The sequence below is a fragment of the Croceitalea vernalis genome (assembly GCF_031846405.1).
GTDB lineage: Bacteria > Bacteroidota > Bacteroidia > Flavobacteriales > Flavobacteriaceae > Croceitalea > Croceitalea vernalis.
Genome location: NZ_JAVRHU010000002.1, coordinates 291,978 through 309,522, shown reverse-complemented (window position 1 = coordinate 309,522; position 17,545 = coordinate 291,978). Strand labels below are relative to the sequence as shown.

At 33.7% G+C, this 17,545-nt stretch carries 19 protein-coding genes; 3 read left to right on the top strand and 16 right to left on the bottom strand.

Annotated elements, in window-relative coordinates; genetic code table 11:
• Positions 1-4: 4 nt before the first annotated feature.
• Entirely contained in the window at positions 5-661 is a 657-nt protein-coding gene (locus RM520_RS07835) for a hypothetical protein (protein ID WP_311387593.1), read from the top strand.
• A gap of 17 nt (positions 662-678) precedes the next feature.
• Here the strand turns inward: RM520_RS07835 and RM520_RS07830 are convergent, their stop codons facing one another.
• The 8 genes from RM520_RS07830 to treF form a co-directional block, all read right to left on the bottom strand.
• Positions 679-2,316: an N-acyl-D-amino-acid deacylase family protein gene (locus tag RM520_RS07830; RefSeq protein ID WP_311387592.1), complete on the bottom strand. Its 1,638-nt coding sequence runs from the start codon at positions 2,314-2,316 to the stop codon at positions 679-681.
• Positions 2,317-2,374: 58 nt separating this feature from the next.
• Positions 2,375-3,133 (bottom strand): LytR/AlgR family response regulator transcription factor, encoded by a 759-nt coding sequence (locus RM520_RS07825; protein WP_311385152.1) that lies wholly within the window; start codon positions 3,131-3,133, stop codon positions 2,375-2,377.
• Complete coding sequence (locus tag RM520_RS07820) at positions 3,114-4,148, bottom strand: histidine kinase (RefSeq protein ID WP_311387591.1); 1,035 nt, start codon at positions 4,146-4,148, stop codon at positions 3,114-3,116. The genes RM520_RS07825 and RM520_RS07820 overlap by 20 nt, the downstream gene beginning before the upstream one ends.
• Positions 4,145-5,179, bottom strand: coding sequence for a sensor histidine kinase (locus RM520_RS07815; protein ID WP_311387590.1), 1,035 nt, complete (start codon positions 5,177-5,179; stop codon positions 4,145-4,147). Before RM520_RS07815 ends, RM520_RS07820 begins: the two co-directional genes overlap by 4 nt.
• A 66-nt stretch (positions 5,180-5,245) precedes the next feature.
• A complete protein-coding gene (locus RM520_RS07810; RefSeq protein ID WP_311387589.1) occupies positions 5,246-6,697 on the bottom strand; it encodes a hypothetical protein in 1,452 nt (483 codons plus the stop codon).
• Positions 6,698-6,871: 174 nt separating this feature from the next.
• On the bottom strand, positions 6,872-7,561 hold the full coding sequence (locus RM520_RS07805) for a 3-keto-disaccharide hydrolase (protein WP_311387588.1): 690 nt from the start codon (positions 7,559-7,561) through the stop codon (positions 6,872-6,874).
• A 27-nt stretch (positions 7,562-7,588) separates the two neighbouring features.
• Positions 7,589-8,506 carry an EamA family transporter gene (locus tag RM520_RS07800; RefSeq protein ID WP_311387587.1) on the bottom strand — a complete coding sequence of 306 codons (918 nt, stop codon included), beginning with the start codon at positions 8,504-8,506 and terminating at the stop codon, positions 7,589-7,591.
• Between the two features lie 78 nt (positions 8,507-8,584).
• On the bottom strand, positions 8,585-10,180 hold the full coding sequence (gene treF, locus RM520_RS07795; RefSeq protein ID WP_311387586.1) for an alpha,alpha-trehalase TreF: 1,596 nt from the start codon (positions 10,178-10,180) through the stop codon (positions 8,585-8,587).
• 84 nt (positions 10,181-10,264) lie between these two features.
• Here treF and RM520_RS07790 point away from each other — a divergent pair, with 84 nt between their 5' ends.
• Positions 10,265-10,924, top strand: coding sequence for a GntR family transcriptional regulator (locus RM520_RS07790; RefSeq protein WP_311385145.1), 660 nt, complete (start codon positions 10,265-10,267; stop codon positions 10,922-10,924).
• On the opposite strand, the gene RM520_RS07785 is transcribed toward RM520_RS07790, so the two are convergent.
• Both RM520_RS07785 and RM520_RS07780 read right to left on the bottom strand, forming a co-directional pair.
• Positions 10,925-11,515, bottom strand: coding sequence for a hypothetical protein (locus RM520_RS07785; RefSeq protein WP_311387585.1), 591 nt, complete (start codon positions 11,513-11,515; stop codon positions 10,925-10,927).
• Between the two features lie 6 nt (positions 11,516-11,521).
• Positions 11,522-12,010 carry an RNA polymerase sigma factor gene (locus RM520_RS07780; RefSeq protein ID WP_311387584.1) on the bottom strand — a complete coding sequence of 163 codons (489 nt, stop codon included), beginning with the start codon at positions 12,008-12,010 and terminating at the stop codon, positions 11,522-11,524.
• Between the two features lie 72 nt (positions 12,011-12,082).
• On the opposite strand from RM520_RS07780, the gene RM520_RS07775 reads away from it, so the two are divergent.
• Positions 12,083-12,268 carry a hypothetical protein gene (locus tag RM520_RS07775; RefSeq protein ID WP_311387583.1) on the top strand — a complete coding sequence of 62 codons (186 nt, stop codon included), beginning with the start codon at positions 12,083-12,085 and terminating at the stop codon, positions 12,266-12,268.
• Positions 12,269-12,299: 31 nt separating this feature from the next.
• On the opposite strand, the gene RM520_RS07770 is transcribed toward RM520_RS07775, so the two are convergent.
• Genes RM520_RS07770 through RM520_RS07745 form a run of 6 tightly spaced genes read right to left on the bottom strand, consistent with a single transcriptional unit; the run spans position 12,300 to position 17,537 of the window.
• On the bottom strand, positions 12,300-12,896 hold the full coding sequence (locus tag RM520_RS07770; RefSeq protein WP_311385141.1) for a nucleotidyltransferase family protein: 597 nt from the start codon (positions 12,894-12,896) through the stop codon (positions 12,300-12,302).
• Complete coding sequence (locus RM520_RS07765; RefSeq protein ID WP_311387582.1) at positions 12,896-13,903, bottom strand: XdhC family protein; 1,008 nt, start codon at positions 13,901-13,903, stop codon at positions 12,896-12,898. Before RM520_RS07765 ends, RM520_RS07770 begins: the two co-directional genes overlap by 1 nt.
• 1 nt (position 13,904) lies before the next feature.
• Positions 13,905-15,104: a molybdopterin molybdotransferase MoeA gene (locus tag RM520_RS07760; protein ID WP_311387581.1), complete on the bottom strand. Its 1,200-nt coding sequence runs from the start codon at positions 15,102-15,104 to the stop codon at positions 13,905-13,907.
• The gene (locus RM520_RS07755) at positions 15,101-15,883 is read right to left on the bottom strand and encodes a sulfite exporter TauE/SafE family protein (RefSeq protein WP_311385138.1); all 783 of its coding nucleotides are present in this window, start codon (positions 15,881-15,883) and stop codon (positions 15,101-15,103) included. The genes RM520_RS07760 and RM520_RS07755 overlap by 4 nt, the downstream gene beginning before the upstream one ends.
• Entirely contained in the window at positions 15,874-16,944 is a 1,071-nt protein-coding gene (locus RM520_RS07750; RefSeq protein ID WP_311385137.1) for a ThiF family adenylyltransferase, read from the bottom strand. The genes RM520_RS07755 and RM520_RS07750 overlap by 10 nt, the downstream gene beginning before the upstream one ends.
• A complete protein-coding gene (locus RM520_RS07745; protein ID WP_311385136.1) occupies positions 16,941-17,537 on the bottom strand; it encodes an NTP transferase domain-containing protein in 597 nt (198 codons plus the stop codon). Before RM520_RS07745 ends, RM520_RS07750 begins: the two co-directional genes overlap by 4 nt.
• Positions 17,538-17,545 lie beyond the last annotated feature (8 nt).

The following is a 17,545-nucleotide window of genomic DNA, read 5'->3' as shown; positions in this document are numbered from 1 at the left end:
TATTATGATACGCCCCCTATTCATATTTTGGCTTTGTACTTTCACAACATTAAAGGCTTTTGCACAAATTGATAGCAATTCAGTTTTTTCATTACCTGCTGCAACGCAATCAGAAATTTTAGCTGTAACAGGAGCAAATAGCGGTGCATTGGCTTATGCAACGGATACTAACACTGTTTATGTTTTTGACGGAAGTACATGGATAAAAATGGAAGCAGCTACAAGTACTGTACAATTAGGTTCAATAGTTATTAGTGGCACGGGAGCAATAACGATTAGTGGATTGCCTTTTGAACCAACTAATGTAAGCTTTGTTGCTCATGCCAACGTCGAGACTACTACTCTGAATTCTGATAACGGCACAAGAAATAATGAATCAGGATTGCCTAATTCTTTTGGTACATCTAATGGCTTTGCTCGAAATGATGGCGGAAGTATTGTTCAACAAAGTATTTATATCGGAGGAAGCGGAAATTCAATAAATGATATTTCTAGATATGCATCAAGCTCGCATTGTATAGGTATTCGTTATGGAAATCAAAATGGTGATAACCTAGGCACAACAACGGCAAGTTTAACCGCATTTACTACAGATGGTTTTACGATAAATGTAGATTCTTTCTCTGATGGATTGGTGGTTTTGTACCATGCTTATAAGTAGTACTTTCAATAGCTATTTCATTCAATAAAACCAGGACCTTTAACAAAGCGACCAGGTGTTTCTCCTGTATGCTCTCCGTCTTTCAATACCTGCTTCCCATTTACAAAAACATGATGGACACCTTCAGCATATTGATGGGGCTCAGTAAAAGTTGCCCTATCATTAACCCTTTTTGGGTCAAAAACTACAATGTCGGCATAGTACCCAGCATGTAATCTGCCCCTTCTTTTTAATTTTAGATTTTTAGCTGGTAATGAAGTAAGTTTTCGAATACCTTCTTCTAACGAAATCACACCTTCATCTCTTGAGAATTTACCTAATACCCTTATAAAGGAACCATAAGACCTAGGGTGTGTGCTTTGTTTGATAAAAACACCTTCGTTGGTATAAGAACCTGCATCAGAACAATAACTTACCCAGGGCAGTGCCATTTTCTTTTTTATATTCTCTTCAGACATAGAAAAATAAACCACCTGAATACGACTGCCATCTTGGATTATGAGATCAACCAACGTTTCTGAAGGGTTTTTTCCCCACTCTAGAGCAACCTCAGTAAGGTATTTTCCTCCATATTTTCTTAAAGTTTCCGATCTAAAACCAACGAGCAAAATGGTTTCTGGTGAATTACGAAATACTAGTTCATTTATTGCTTTCTCACGATTTACAGGGTCATCCAACCTTTCTAACATGGCAGCTATACCTCCATCTCTAACCCAATCAGGTAATTGAACGTGAAGTCCAGTAGAACTGGCATTATAGGTGTATATATCCGCTGTTATTGCCATTCCTAGATTACGGGCTGAGTCAATCTTTTTAATGGCAGCATCAAGTTTTCCCCAATTAGACTTTGAAGAGGCTTTTAAGTGATAAACTTCAGCGGGCAAATCAGCTTCTTTCGATATCTGTATTAATTCATCAATACTTTCTAATAACTCATCACCTTCATCACGAATATGAGAAATATACATCCCATTACTCTCACCAGCAACTTTCGCTAGTTCGATAAGTTCGCTGGTATTTGCATACATACTTGGCGCATAGAGCAAAGAGCTTGATATACCTACTGCTCCTTCTTCCATCGCTTGCTTGGTCAATAATTTCATGGCGTCAATTTCAGCAGCTGTAGCAGCACGATTTTCAAAACCAATAACATGTTGACGTAAAGTACCATTGCCAACAAAAGAGGCTACATTGGTAGAAACCCCTTTATCTTCTAAATACTGCAAATATTCGCCAAGGCTAGTCCATGTCACATCATATTTGATATCCCCTTGGTTTTCTTGCATTGCTTTTTTCATTTCAGGATTGAGAGGCCCCATAGACCTGCCTTCTCCCAGCACCTCTAGAGTAACTCCTTGTCTTATATCACTTTGAGATCGCCCGTCTTCTAACAATGATACATTCGCCCAACTTAACATATTTATAAAACCAGGAGCAACAGCCAGGCCATTCAAGTCTTGTACATTTAAACCTTTAAGGGTATTAGCTTCAGCTATGATTGCAATGGAATCGCTAATTATTCCAATATCTCCGGTATATGAAGTTTCTCCAGTACCATCATAGATTTTACCATTTTTTAAAACCAAATCATATACTACAGGAGTTCGACAAGATGTAATGAGTACCAATAAAAGAAATATGAAACTATTTTTCATGAAAAAGTATTTGAGCCTTAAGATAATGAAAAGAACTCTTTCAGTAAACTTAAACCATTTAGCTCCCTTCAAACCACTTTTTAAAGTCACTAACTTTTTCTCTACTAACCACAATTTCTTTATGAATATTAGGAGCTAATGTGAGCTTCAATCTTCTATTTGAAAAAACCATAACATCGTTTATAGCTTTTAATGCAACTACAAATCCTCTGTTTACTCTATAAAATAACTTTGGGTCTACTAATTCGGCCAAAACTTCCAATTTGTATTCAATAATGTACTCTTTAGCTTGTTTTGTAAATAAAGATACGTCTCGACCTTCAGCCTGAAAAGCGATAATATCTTCAACAGGTATTGATTTTATGTGATTACCTATTTTAACCAAAAAACGATCTTTATAGCTTCGTTTGCCCAACGTGGTAAGTATTGGAGTGATTTGATTGCTATGAGAAAATTGTTCTTTTAAAGCAGCCAACTTTTTTAAAGCACGTGATAAGTCAGTAAAAGTAATTGGCTTAAGCAAATAGTCAATACTATTTACTTTAAAAGCATCCACCGCAAATTCATCAAAAGCAGTTGTGAAAATAACAGGTTTGTTAATGGTGACTTGTGAAAAAATCTCAAAACTCAATCCATCACTGAGCTGAACATCCATAAAGAACAAATCAACCTGAGCTTTGTTCTCGACAATCCATGGTATTGCTGTTTCTAAGGAGTTTAGCTTTGACAAGACTTCAATATTGGTATCGTATTTTAAAAGATAACGCTCCAATTTTTCGGCAGCCAAAGGCTCATCTTCAATTATGGCTATTCTCATGGTATTTTAATTTTGGAAGGTCAACTACTTTGAGGTTATCCCAAATGGTCATAGTAATTTGTTGGTTGGTGTAGTAGCTATAAGCATTCACAATATCATGTATAGTTTCCATTGAAAAGGAGGAGTTTAATTTTTGCTCTGGAATAAACGAAATCCTTAAAGACTCCTCTTTTTCTTCTAAAGTAATATCTAGAGCGTGTTTTTCAGAGACAATAGTTGTTCTTATAATTATTTCTAATAATGTCAATAAAGTGCTTGGAATAATCCAGTTTTCTGAAGTTACCTTATTGGTGAAAACTATCTTTCTGAAGGGCAAGTTATTAAAAAGAAGCAGCAAAGAATTTAAAATATCCAATTCTTCCGAAAGCGGAACTAATTCTCTATTTTGTTTTGTAAGTATATAACGATACACGGTTGAAAAATAATCTGAAAATTGTTCTGCATCATCTGGGTTCTCTTTCATCAAAACTAACATAGCCTCTAGGCTTTCATATAAAAGTTCAGGGTTTATACCTTTTTTAAATTGAAGAAAATCTTCTTCAATTTCATTCTTTGCTGCAATCTCTTTCGTAATCTTTTCAGTGTTAATTTTATATAGAAAATGATGACTTAGATATAAAATAACATAAACAATTGTAATAAATACAAAAATGATATTAAAAATATATAACTCCCTGATATTAGGTACATATAGCAGTATGTACTTAAAGTATAAATACATAGCTATAGAAACTAAAATCATCGTCATGATTAATGAAGTAATCATTTGAATCATAATTTTTAAAAAGAAGGATTTTGGCTTTTTAATACGTTCAAAAAAGAGTAAGGAAAATCTAGAAAATTCATGAATCAAATATGCTAAACCGATACACACATAGAGTTCTTGTCCAAGAAAAGTTTCTTGTAATTGAAGTACATTGTTATTTATCAAGAGAATTAAAAGATAAACTAGTGTTCCGCTGAAAAGTGGACTCAACAGACGAAAAAGCGGATGATGTATAAACAGCTTCTTCATTTAATAATTGGAATTTTTACAGTAAAGTCTTTATCGTTGATGATTTTAACCGTTTTGTCAGTTATCAATTCATATCTAGAAATAATGTTTTTTAGGCCTACCTTAGTAGAACCTAGCTGAGTTTTTTTCTCCGTTTTAGTATTGTTAATAATCAAACTGTTTTCTTCTGAGTTCAGATTAATAACTAAGGGTCTATTTACATCAAATACATTGTGTTTTACTGCATTTTCTATCAATAATTGAATTGTTAATGGAGGAATCCTGCTGCTCAGGACAGCATCCTCAAAATTCATTTTGACTTCTACCCCATCTCCAAAACGGGTCTTAATTAAGAATAGATAAGCATTTACAAAATCTAATTCCTCTCTCAAGGATATTAAAGTAGTCTTATAATTACGTAGTGTATATTGATATGATTTTGCAAGTGCGCGTATAAATGTATCCGCCTTTTTAACATCCTTTTGAAAAAGTGCAGCTAATGCATTCATGCTATTGAACAAAAAATGAGGACTTAGTTGTGATTTTAAGGTTATTAACTGCAGTTCTGCTTGCTTTCTTTCCAATTTCAATTCCATTAACTGACCTCGTGCATAATTATCATAAGCATACAAGGCGAAATAGATAACATTATACAGTAATGAAGCACAAAACAACAAAATACCCAGTTTGATTAGTAAATCTGTATTTTGTGATTGAGTAATAACATATTCATAATACTTGGAGTAGAACAGAAAACTTGCCAAGACCAAAGAAAAGCTTAATACTGAACCCCAAATGATACCTAACAGAATACGAATACCTGGGACCTTTTTATAGGGAACAAATCGATTTAAAAAAGGATTGGAAAAGACAACAGCATACAAAATCAAAACACCTAAAAACCCGCTTAAATAGAACTCCTTACCGCTTTGCAAAGTGTTAAAATTAACAAAGCTGTAAATCAGAATACCGAGTGCAAATCCCATAAAGAGCAGGCTTAGATGCTTTCTCACGGTTGGTTGGTATAAGATGTTCTTAGAAAGCCACTGCATCCTACCAAATTAACAATAAAAGAATTTAATTGCTTAGAAGGAGGTAGTGAATGTTGTAAACTTAAATTATTGAATTGCTTTTAAAGCTCTGCCAAAATGAGATTCAGAGTCAATGTCCTTACAAGCTCTTGTATAAGCATCTTTGACAATTGTACCTTCATTTCTTACTTCACTTGCAAAACGCAATAAGGTTTCTGTCTTGTGATAATCTGAATCAATGGAGGTTGTTGCTTCCAGAATCTGAACTAGTTCAGAGTTAGAGAAATTTTTTCTTGCCAACGTTTTAAATACTTCAGCTTTATGATGATCAGAATCAATGTCTTTTGTTGTAGAAAGATAAGCGTTTAAGCTACCTCCACTCAAACTTTGATTGTAGGCTATTTTTTTAAGAACATCGCTTTGATGATTGTCTGAAGACATATTATGTTCTACTACCCGGAGTAGATTTGATAAAGATTCACTATCCATCTCGTCATCAACCATAGATTTAAATACACTAGCGATATGATGATCCGAACTCATATTTTCAACAGATGCCAACAAAGTATTTGATACACTTTGAGAAATGCCATCGGTTTCTAGAGCTTTTCTTAGAACAGTAGCTTTATGATGGTCAGAGTCTATACCCTTGGCGGTAGTTATCAATAGTTTTAAATTGTTATTCGTTAAAGCTCTTTTGTTTAAAACTTCTTGCAAAACACTTGCTTTATGGTGGTCAGAGTCAATGTCGTCCGTTATAACAAATAATGCCTTCATTTGTGTGTCAGAAATATCACCGTCTCGGATGGAACGTTTTAAAACATCAGCTTTATGATGGTCGGAATCAATACTACTAGTAGCTTGAATGTATGATGAAGTAGTTGATTCATAAGCTAGAAAAGCCTTTGTGTTATTTTTTAAAATATCAGCACGATGATGGTTGGAATCAATGTCGGCCACTTCATTTAAAACTGAGTTTAAGTCCTTTTCCTTTAAATCTTTCTCCAAAAGTAGTTTGATATATCTAGCTTTAACGTGATTACTGGTCATTTTACCCACCTCGTTTAAAACCTTATAAGACCCACCCATTTTATAAAGTCTGTCTACTCGTTTTTCTGCGCCCAAAGTTGTTGATCGCACAACTTCAAGTAGAATTTCTGAAAGCCACTTTTTCCCTTCTGAATCAAAGTCTTTCTGAGATGAACCTACATAGTACTTTTTTATCAGTTGCCCTGAATTATCAGGCTCTATATAAACTCGGCGGCGGTTACCAAAAGCCGACTTTTTGATTTCCATATAGCCATCTCTAGAAATTGCAACAACATCTGTATCATCATCAGACAAAGTAATATCACCTTGATATTCAATTGAAAAATTGTTACCAAAACCATTTTTAATTGAAATGGTCGTTTTGCCGTTGCGGTTGATGTTAACTGAGGTACTTGTGCGCTGAGCACTAATCACATTGGGACTTATGACAAGAAGTAAAATGATGAGTTTTACTAAAAAAAGGGCGAGAATTTTTGATAATTGATTCATGATTGTTCGTTTTTTGATTGATGAATAAATAATAATTGTAATGATTGATGAAGCAAATATGTAACGAAGTATCGTTTTGCAAAAACTGAATGTAGTCAAATGGACTATCTATGTCATGAATTGTACAAAATCACCTATGTTTTACGCTTTGTATACATATCACAAAATTAAAGTCTATTCAGAACCTAATTTTTGAAGTCTTATTTTAGTAAATTCTACTTCAGACCCCTCTGCCTGAATAGCTATTTGCCCTGATGATACCGTCGCGTCATAACCGTAATTAACCAAATCATTATTAATCCATACTTTAATAGTGTTATCAATACATTCCACAGTTAATAAATTCCATTCACCTAATGGTTTTTCTGAAGTATCAGTTAAGTTTTTGATGCGTCTTAATTTTCCTTCGGTAATTCCCCATTCCGTTTTTGGACCGCGACGTTCTTCCATATTATCGACATTTATGTCTTCGACAATACACCAAAAATCACCCGCATTTTGGTGCATTAACTGTACTTCAATGGATTTTGGAAACATTTTATATAATGCTCGAGGCTCAGAGGCATGTATTAAAATGCCACAATTTCCGGGTTTGCTTACAAAACGGTATTGCAAGGTCAATTTATAATTTTCATAAGAGGCATCTGAAATTAAATGCCCTTGTGGTTCACCCAAACTAACTAAATTACCGTTACGAATTATAAAAGGATTTATGGCTTCAGGAATTGAATCATGCATGGGTACATCAATATGCCATCCACTTAAGTTTTTACCATTAAATAATTCTTGTTCTTTTGAACTACCACAACTTGATAAAGCAATAGCAATTAAGAGGAGCAATATATATTTTTGATTTGGAATCATAGTTTTTTTAAAAGGAATGCTTTTTCTTCACTTCTTGAACCGACTAAACAAGGCTAATTTTTTCTTGGTATTTATAAAATAAACTCCTGTTAAAAGAATGGCTGCCGCCATAGCAGATTGCAGAGTGATTTCTTCATTTAAAAAATACCACCCTAACAATAGCGCAACAATTGGGTTTACATAGGTTGAGGTGGCCACCTTCTCTGGCGAAACTGATTTCAATAAAAAGTTAAATGAAGTAAATGCTATAATACTACCAAATATGATAAGGAGTATCATAACCGTCTGTACTTTTAAACTCCAATTTATTGGATTAGACCATTGTTCACCTAATATCAAACTCATAACTATTAAAAGAATCCCTCCAAAAAACATTTGGTAACCAGTATTCACAAAATAGTTTTTTGGCAAATCGGCTTTAGCAACGAACAAACTGCCATAACCCCAACTCAACATACAACCAAAAATCATGACCATGCCTAGAACGGCGTTTTCTTGATTTAATATTTCTTTTTGCCCAACTAATAAGTAGATACCAAGCATTCCTAAAGCAACACCAATCATAGACATTGGCTGTATCTTTTTTCCTTGTATGAGCCACATCATAAGTAAAATAACCAAAGGCTGTGCAGAAATTTGTAAGGCAGCAAACCCACTATCTATATATTTTAAAGCCCAAACTGCTAAACCATTACCTAAAGACAAAAAAAGGAATCCTACAAAAATGGAATTCAAAAATTGCTTTCTTGATATCGCAAGTGATTTTCCTAAGAGCTTAGCAATAACAAAAATTATTATACTTGCCATGAAAAATCGGACTCCTGCTAGCAAAAACGGAGGCAGTTCTGAAACCGCTATTTTATTTAATAGATACGTTGAGCCCCAAATCACGTAGATGGAGAAGAAAGCAAGAACTACAAGCGTAGGGTTTTGTTTTTCTTCCATAAGAATACTTCTCTATACATTTGACCTAAATCGTGTCTTAAAAATCATTAAACCATTTAAAGGCTTCCCACCCTATTATCACTCTTGCTCTTGCTCCTCTAACTTTTCAAGAAATGTTTTAAATCCGATAGCTACTCCATTTGTCCAGCCAAAACCATCTTGAGTTTCATATTCGCCACCGCCAGATAATAAGGTTAAATCTTCAACATTATATTTTTCCATCATTTTACCGGTGTCTTTATAAACTTTTTCATTTAAAGCCAACCAGCGGGTTATAATTTCTTTGGCTTCGTCTACATAGCCATATCCTAATAAGCCATTTACTGCAATCCATTGCAAAGGAGCCCAGCCATTAGGAGCATCCCATTGCTGTCCTGAATTATTTAAAGTTGTAACGAGTCCACCTTCTTTCAAGAATTGATTCATAATAACATCTTTAACCTTTTCAGCTTGATCTTTTGAAGCTATTCTAAAAAACAAAGGATATACTCCAGCTAAGGTAAGTTGATTGGTTCTCTCTGCTCTTTTGAAGTTAAAATCCATAAAAAAGCTCTTTTCTTCATCCCACATATATTCTTGAATCAGCCTTTGTCTTTGACCCGCCTTGGTATTAAAATATTGTGATGCTTTCATATCACCTTTCAATCTCGATCCAATTGCCAAAAGCCTTTCATGATGATACAAAAGACAATTTAAGTCAATAGGTAGTATTGATGTTGTACTCGTGCTTGAAAAATTATCAGATTCTAAAAACCAACGTGAACTAAAATCCCAACCTGATTCAGCTCCTGACCTTAAATCCTTATAGAGTCTTAGTTTCTCTTCTTGAGTTTCTAAATCACTTGCTAAGTGTGTATCTTCCTTATAAGCTTCTGGTCGCGGAGTATCGCCAGCATCCCAATATCTGTTTAAAAAATGACCTCCTATCATTTGCACCACATGCTGGCTTGCACCATAGGGTCTATCAATTGTATCATGTTTCATAAAAAAATCATACTCCTTACTTAATTCTGGTAAATAGTATAGAATCATATTCTGATCATCTTTTGCAAGAGCATTCACCATAACTGAATAAAACGGCGGTTGCGAACGAGTTCTATAGTAATCTCTTGTACCATTTGGTATATGCCCAATAGAATCAATAAGGAAGGTGAAGTTATCGACCATGCTTTTAGCTAAGTCTCTTCTGCCAGTTGCCAAAAGTCCTTCCATGGTAAAATAACTATCCCAATAATATATCTCTTGAAAACGACCACCAGGCACTACATATTTTTTGGGAAGAGGTATTCTTGAAGAGTTTGCAATTACAGAATCTGGTCCTCTTGTAAGTTTATCCCACATGCTATTAATATGTTCATACATCGTTTTTGTGGTGTCTGTTTTAAACTCAAGAGAAGCCATGGACTTGTCCATAAAATTTTCTGAAACAAATGCTTTTAAATCAAAACCATCTTTATCCTTTTCAAGTAAATAGCGTTCTTCTAAAATCGTATACGTTTCTTTAGGTACTAAATCAACAAAGGTTTTTGAGTCTTTATAAATTGCAGCGAGTTGTACATCATTAAAAAGTTGGGTTTCATAAACATTGATTACTTCTGTTTTTGAAGCATCAGTATTGCATGAAGCTATCAGTAAAAGTAAACTTAGAATTAGGGTATATCTGAAGTACATCATAAAAATTTTGGTATTTATAAATTAAATATAAGGCAATAATATAGATTTGTAGGAGTTTAAAATCGTATACGATTATTACTTATCATGAATTCAACAAATATCCTAAGAAATAAGGTGCGTAAGCACCTATTGAAAAAGATTTTGAAAGGAGAACTAATTATTGGTAAAACCTTGAATCTTGCGCAGCTCTCAAGAGAACTTAACATAAGTGTTACTCCTATTCGAGAAGCGTTGAGTCAACTAGAACAAGCAAGAATCATAAGAGCCATTCCCAATCGAGGTTTTATTATACCGGAACTTTCTTATGAAGAAGCACGTGATATTTATAATACAATAGCTCAGTTAGAGGTTATAGCAGTTGAAAATTCAGACTTTAAAAAAAGTACTATTCATGGCCTGAGAGAAGAACAATTGCATTTACAACAAACTCATACACCAGAAGCGCGTTTAAATTCTCGTATAAGTTTTCATCATTTACTTGTGCAAGACTGTGAGAATAAAATTCTACTGGCGATTCTTGAAGATTTAGAAGCTCGTGTTTTATTCTACGAACAATTATTTATAACCGATTCCTCTTTTTATGAGCAAATTGATAATCAAAACGAGTCAATAATAGCAGCCATAGAAGAAGATAATGTACCTACTGCTGCATTAATTTTAAAGATGAATTGGATGAATATTTTTGAACATATTCGTCATAAACTAATTCTTAAAAAAACAGTTCATCATACTGTAATTGAATAGTTATTCCAATTCAGAAAGTAGTTGTTCCGCCGAATTTGTCATACCCTTATAACATCTATAACCCCATCTCGTAAAAAAGAAAAGAAAAATCATTGCAAAAGGAACATACCATAGCCAAGTGCTGCTTTGTAGAAGTAAATCTTTACCCTTTGATATTTTAACAGCCACTGGCAATGCTGCAATTACCAAGATAAAGCAAAGTACAATACTCAATTGCTGAACCAATAAAAACCATTTTTTACGTTTCCGAAAATCAATCATAAGTCTGCTATAATCTTGAGAAAGATTTAAGTTATGCAGTCTAAATAGGGCACTCAAAGATAAAATTGGAAAAACAGTATAAAATAAAATAGTGAATACCCCTAGTACCTGAAGATACCAAGCATCTAATTTTCCAAAGTTTATAATTACATAAAATGCCATTCCAAAACAAACTATGGAAGCAAGACTCTCTAATGTCTTAGCGGTGCTATATTTACTTTTGTATTTCTGTTTTGTCATATCTATTATAATTTTATCGGTAATTTTTTTTTGATTTTTCAACTCGGTACTCATCGCACTCCATGCAGCTTGTAATTCTTCAAATTCCATGTTAAATTATTTTACAAGTTTTGATTTTAACTTACTTTTTACTCTATTAATACGAGTTCCCACGTTTGTTATGGAAAGCCCTGAAACTTCTGAAATTTCTTGGTAACTCTTTCCCTCCAACAACAAAAGCATCAGTCCTTTTTCAAGAGTATTTAATTGATTAATCTGTTCATATACTTTCTTTAGATTTTCTTCAAAAGCAGCATCATAAGTCTCCATTTGCTCAAAAACAACCTTTTCAAAGGATTCAGATGTAGGTGATTTTTTACTTCTTTTTAACTGTGTTATAGCAGTATTCATAGCTACACGATACATCCAAGTACTTATTTTTGCTTGGTTCTTAAAAGAATCAAAAGACTTCCATAATTGATAAACAATCTCTTGAAATAAATCTTTTTGATCTTGTTTATTATTGGTATATATCGTACTTGCTTTAAAAATTAGGCCCTCGTACTCTTTAATGAGCTCAATAAATACCTTCTCTTTCTGTTTCAAATTCTATTCTTATATCTTATTAGTGTCAATTACCTTTTAAAAATCACATAAGCAATACTATTTTTCAATATTATGAATACAATAGGAATTATAATCTATCGTTTTTATGATATGGAATTTTTAAATAAACAGATTGAAGCGCGCTCCAAAAAGAAAAAATCTTCCTTAGTTAGAAGACAAATTTCTTGTGGTATTTTTCAAGAACTTGACGGATTAGAAGAATCTAAGTCAATTAAGGAAGATAAAAGTAGTTCCTAATCAAGTTAAAGGACATCTAAGTTTAAATGCCCTATTTTGAGTTAGACAGTAGTTTTTGATACGTTTCAAAAGTGTCAATATCAATTTCATTCCCCTCGGGTTCAAGCCCTTTTAATTCAGATTCAAATTCTTTCATCAGCCTTCTGGCTCCATAATCTTTATTCAATCTTGTTAATTGATTTAAGATCGAGTGGTCAAAAACTGCAGGCACTCCTTTGTTTGCTTGGTAAACAGTGGCGGCAATTTTACAGTCAGAATTAAAAAAAAGATTCTTAAGCTCAGTAAGATAATTACTATCTAATAATGGTTGGTCTGACAACATTACTAAAACCGAACTGAATTCATCTAATTTTAATATTTCAGAAATTCCACAAGCTATTGAAGTCCCCATACCCATTTTCCAAAATGGATTGTTTATCGCAATCACACCTCTAGTTAAAGAGCTTTTAATTAAGTCTTGGTTTGCCCCCAAGACAACAAAGACATTTTTAGAAATCTTTTTAGCTTGGGCTATTGCATGATTTAATAATGTTGTTTCGCCCCACGGGAGCAATTGTTTTGGTTGCCCCATACGGGAAGAGGCACCAGCAGCCAATATTAAAACAGCAATATTATCATTTTTAACCATCAACTATGTATAGGCCCTTGCTTATTTTTTAGCATAGCAGGTTCTTTTTTGTTACTTACTGAAAGTATTTCGGCAAGGATTGAAATAGCTATTTCTTGTGGAGTTTCAGATCCAATAGCCAGCCCAGCAGGTCCATTTAATTGAGAGAGAAATTCATCAGAAATATCAGGCACTCTCTCTATAAAATCATCGAATATTTTTTCTCTCCTTCTTGCAGGACCTAAAAGTCCAAAATATATAGGTTTACTATTTTGAAGAGCAATTAAGTATTGTAAATCTTTAGCGTAACTATGAGTCATCAAAACCACGGCTGTTTCCTGATCAATTCTTAATTGTAAAAATTCTGCGTCAACATTTATAAATTCATTAGCCCCCGGAAAATCATTTATTACTTTCTGTTCTTTGGGGTTAACAACAATAGTGACCTCCCATCCCGTCATAGCAGCATATGCACATAACTGCACGGCATCATGTTCAGCCCCTACGATAATTAACTTAAAACAAGGTGTTAAAACCTGATTGAAAACTTCGTGATCATTATTAAGGGTAAAAGATTTATTTATAGGGATTATAGTTTTACCAAACTTAAGAATAGTACCAAAACAACGGTCTTCTTTAAAATCTTTTTCAAAATAACTCGTCAGGGTAAATTGACTTCTATTTTTTACAAGAGTCCAGAACTCATTTATAAACTTCGAGGTTGGCTCAAAAAACTCCAAAAGAATATATAACACGCCTTCACATCCTAAACGGTAACGACCATCATAAGTAATGATTTTAGATACCTTATTCTTGAAAACCGTTGCAGATTGTAGCAGCACTTCTTTTTCCACGCAGCCGCCGCTCACTGCCCCTATCATTTTACCGTTTTCTTGAAGTAGCATGCGTACACCTGGTCTTCGATAAGATGAGCCCTCTAATGCAACAACAGTGGCTAAAACACACTTTATTCCTTGTGAATTAGCAACTTCGTAAGCTTGTATTATTTTTTTTAGTTCATGAGTCATGTTACAAAATCCGTCTTGTTGGTAAAAAGGAAACTTTTGCTCCTTTTATACATTTTTTGTTAGGCGGAACTTTTAGAAATCCGTCCGACTTGGTTAAACTCGTAAGGTCTCCAGAGCCATTTCCTTCGATTAATTGCGCCCTTGTCTTTCCATTTTTCAAAACCAATTTTGCTCTTATAAATCGAGTTAAATCTGTGGTGTTTTCAAATTCTTCTTCCAAAATTACGGTGATTTCTTTTTTAACAACTCCCATCAAGCTTTTGTCTAACCATGGGAGAAAATAAATATTAAAATTGGCAAATGTTGAAACTGGATTTCCAGGAAAACCAAAGACCGTTGTTTTAGATTCTTCATGACTTCCAAACCAAAATGGTTTGCCAGGACGTTGTCTTACTTTATGAAATACTTTTGTAATATTTAATTCTTCAAATACTTCTGGTAAATAATCATATTTTCCCTTAGACACTCCTCCACTCAATAATATCACATCAGAAGTTAATAGTAATTTGCTTATTACTTCTTTTGTTTTGACTTTTTCATCCGGAATATGAACCATTTCTGAAGCGATACCTTTATCAATAAGAGCTGCTTTTAATGTATGTGAATTTGATTTTCTAATTTGATGAGCTTTTGGAAATTCATGGACATTCACTAGCTCATCTCCAGTAGATACAATACTAATTCTTGGATTTTTTTTAACTTTCAACACTGCTTTTCCAACTGAGGCTAAAACACCAATTTCGGAAGCTGAAATTTGTATTCCCCTCTCTAAAACTTTTACCCCTTTAGGTTCGTCACTTCCTTTTACATGAATATTTTGTCCCTTTTTTACAGGTTTCAATAAAGTAGCGAACCCGCTTTCTATCACTAGATGTTCATACATAATAACGGTATCACAGTTAATAGGTACCATAGCACCTGTCATCACTTCAATACAATCCGATGTGTTAAATAATTGAAGCTGAGGGCTTCCAGCAGCAGCAGTATCTTGAATTTTAAACTTAGAAAATGCATTGCTAACACTTTCATAATGAATAGCTATTCCATCTTTAGTAGCTCTATTGAATGGAGGGAAATCCCTGTCGGCAAAAACATCTTCAGCTAATATTCTACCCACGGCCTTATCAAGTGGTAGCGTTACTTCCCCAAAAGAAGCACTATTATTTAAGACCAATTCCAAAGCTTTTTCAAACGCAATCATGAAAATAAATTGATTTGTAAACCGTTATTCAATAATACGCGAACACCTACAAATAATACTAAAAATGCTGTTAATAAGCGTATACCTTTTGCTGAAATCTTATTTAAACTCAAACGAACCCCGATTTGTCCACCAGCCAAAACCGCAATTAAAAGACCGATTATTTCAGGCCAAAATACTTCAAAAGTACCACTGATAATTAAACCTGTTATACCTGCAATGGAATTCGAAAGAATAAATACACTGGCTAAAGCTGCAATAACAATGGGCTTATCCCATTTGAGTTGATTCAAAATAGGGGCAAGAAAAATACCCCCACCAATACCTACAAGGCCTGATAGTAAGCCAATAAAAGCCCCAATAAAATAGGGTAAATATTTAGGGTATTTTAATGATTTATAATTGGTCTTCAGTTTTCTTGTTTGCAAAATTAAAGCCAATGATGAGAAAATAAGCGTTGTTCCTAAGAGGATAAAAAAAATGGATTCCCCCAATCTAAATATTGCACCTAAAAAAGCCATGGGAATACTTGTAAGTAAAAAAGGCAGGAACCTTTTTAAGTTCAAATGTCCTTTTTTGAGAAAAAGATAACAGCTACTGGTAACAACAACTAAATTACAAACTAGGGCAGTGCTTCTAATCACAAAAAAACCAGTAAAAATTAAGGCAAGTATTGCCAAATAACTAGAACCACCTCCAAAACCGACAGATGAATACAAGGTTGCGACAATAAAGAAAACCAACATTAACAAGGAAAAATCCGAAATTGTTAATGACATAATTTTTGAAATTTATTCATCCCACCAGCAACACTAAATACAATTGCTTTCGAATGATAATTTTGAAGTTTGTTTAATGCTTGTATACTACGTTTTCCAGATTGACAAATTATATAAACTGGTCTCGACAAATCAATTTTTTGGGTATTATCGTTAAAATCAGATAAGGGAATATTAATAGCTTTCTCTAAATGATTCGAGGCAAACTCCTCAGGTTTTCGAACATCAATTAACTGAACATCTTGTGTCATTAAAAGTTTTTCAAACTTTTCTGGAATAATTTCAAATTCTATAGAACATCCCTTTAAAGAATAGTCTTCCTGCAATTGTTTAATTTCAAAAGATTCCAGTCGTGATTTAAAGTTAATTTTTCGAGTGTTTAGCGACAAACCATCAAATAATAAAAGTTTTCCAGAAAGTACCTCTCCTATTTCTGTAATTACTTTTACTACTTCCAAAGCTTGCAGCGTTCCTATTATCCCTGGAAGCACACCTAAGACCCCATTTTCGTCGCAATTTGGAATTTCCGCCTCACTTGGAACAACTGGGTACAAGCAACGATATGTTGGACCTTTTTTATAATTAAACACACTCACTTGTCCTTCAAAAGAATGCAAAGCCCCATAAACAAAAGTTTTGTTTAAAATTACGCAGCTATCATTAATAAGATAACGAGTTTCAAAATTATCAGTAGCGTCAACGATAATATCATAATCCTTAATAATATCAAGCGCATTTTTCGATGTCAAGAAAGTAGCGTAGGTATTTATTATAGTTTCAGAATTCTGTTTCTGTAATCGAGAAAGACAAATGGCTAGTTTAGCTTTACCAATGTCAGATTCAGCGTACAAAACCTGACGTTGTAAATTGTGCAGGCTAATACTATCATTTTCCACTAAGCCCAAAGTACCGACACCAATTGCGTTTAAATATTGTGCGACAGGTATACCTAAACCACCTAACCCAACAATCAACACTTTCGAAGAACGTAATTTATTTTGATTCTCTGGGCCGAAAACTTTAAGACTTTCTTGACGTATGTATCTATCTGATGCCCTCATTCCATAACTTTTGACTTAGCAACTTGATATTCTTCGGGAGAGTTAGCATTGTAAAGAACTTCATCAGAATTAGGGAAAATCAATTTCACATCTGAATTGATTAAAAATTTTCTGGGGCAAGAACTTCCTGCTGTTTTCATATAAGCTATTGCCTTTATTAAACCTTGAGGTTCCCAAATGGCAGCTAAGGGTTCAGGAAGTTTACTTTCCTTGGTTGCATATGCGGTAGCAATCTTATTTATATCCCGTTGACTTATCAATTCTTGTATCGATTCTTGATTAATTAATGGCAAATCACAAGCCAATACCAACCAGGCATTATCAGGAAAGTGTTTATGTGCACTTAAAATACCATTTAAAGGTCCTTTATACTCGTTATTATCAATAATATAACTATTACTACTTGCTAATTCGACTTGTTGTTCAGAACGAATGCTAAAAAAGACTTTATTGACAAGTGGTTCTGCTAAATCATACAAAAATTGTCGTTGAGGAATTCCATGATATGAAATTAAACCTTTATCATTACCCATTCTAGTGCTTTTTCCACCAGAAAGAATAAGTCCGTTCAAAATCGGTTTTGAATAATTCATGATTAATA

What these genes read in the sequence shown, in the direction of transcription:
- RM520_RS07835 (WP_311387593.1), top strand. Translation starts at nt 5, where the DNA reads ATGATACGCCCCCTATTCATATTTTGGCTTTGTACTTTCACAACATTA.
- RM520_RS07830 (WP_311387592.1), bottom strand. Translation starts at nt 2,316, where the DNA reads ATGAAAAATAGTTTCATATTTCTTTTATTGGTACTCATTACATCTTGT.
- RM520_RS07825 (WP_311385152.1), bottom strand. Translation starts at nt 3,133, where the DNA reads ATGAGAATAGCCATAATTGAAGATGAGCCTTTGGCTGCCGAAAAATTG.
- RM520_RS07820 (WP_311387591.1), bottom strand. Translation starts at nt 4,148, where the DNA reads ATGAAGAAGCTGTTTATACATCATCCGCTTTTTCGTCTGTTGAGTCCA.
- RM520_RS07815 (WP_311387590.1), bottom strand. Translation starts at nt 5,179, where the DNA reads ATGCAGTGGCTTTCTAAGAACATCTTATACCAACCAACCGTGAGAAAG.
- RM520_RS07810 (WP_311387589.1), bottom strand. Translation starts at nt 6,697, where the DNA reads ATGAATCAATTATCAAAAATTCTCGCCCTTTTTTTAGTAAAACTCATC.
- RM520_RS07805 (WP_311387588.1), bottom strand. Translation starts at nt 7,561, where the DNA reads ATGATTCCAAATCAAAAATATATATTGCTCCTCTTAATTGCTATTGCT.
- RM520_RS07800 (WP_311387587.1), bottom strand. Translation starts at nt 8,506, where the DNA reads ATGGAAGAAAAACAAAACCCTACGCTTGTAGTTCTTGCTTTCTTCTCC.
- treF (WP_311387586.1), bottom strand. Translation starts at nt 10,180, where the DNA reads ATGATGTACTTCAGATATACCCTAATTCTAAGTTTACTTTTACTGATA.
- RM520_RS07790 (WP_311385145.1), top strand. Translation starts at nt 10,265, where the DNA reads ATGAATTCAACAAATATCCTAAGAAATAAGGTGCGTAAGCACCTATTG.
- RM520_RS07785 (WP_311387585.1), bottom strand. Translation starts at nt 11,515, where the DNA reads ATGGAATTTGAAGAATTACAAGCTGCATGGAGTGCGATGAGTACCGAG.
- RM520_RS07775 (WP_311387583.1), top strand. Translation starts at nt 12,083, where the DNA reads ATGAATACAATAGGAATTATAATCTATCGTTTTTATGATATGGAATTT.
- RM520_RS07770 (WP_311385141.1), bottom strand. Translation starts at nt 12,896, where the DNA reads ATGGTTAAAAATGATAATATTGCTGTTTTAATATTGGCTGCTGGTGCC.
- RM520_RS07765 (WP_311387582.1), bottom strand. Translation starts at nt 13,903, where the DNA reads ATGACTCATGAACTAAAAAAAATAATACAAGCTTACGAAGTTGCTAAT.
- RM520_RS07760 (WP_311387581.1), bottom strand. Translation starts at nt 15,104, where the DNA reads ATGATTGCGTTTGAAAAAGCTTTGGAATTGGTCTTAAATAATAGTGCT.
- RM520_RS07755 (WP_311385138.1), bottom strand. Translation starts at nt 15,883, where the DNA reads ATGTCATTAACAATTTCGGATTTTTCCTTGTTAATGTTGGTTTTCTTT.
- RM520_RS07750 (WP_311385137.1), bottom strand. Translation starts at nt 16,944, where the DNA reads ATGAGGGCATCAGATAGATACATACGTCAAGAAAGTCTTAAAGTTTTC.
- RM520_RS07745 (WP_311385136.1), bottom strand. Translation starts at nt 17,537, where the DNA reads ATGAATTATTCAAAACCGATTTTGAACGGACTTATTCTTTCTGGTGGA.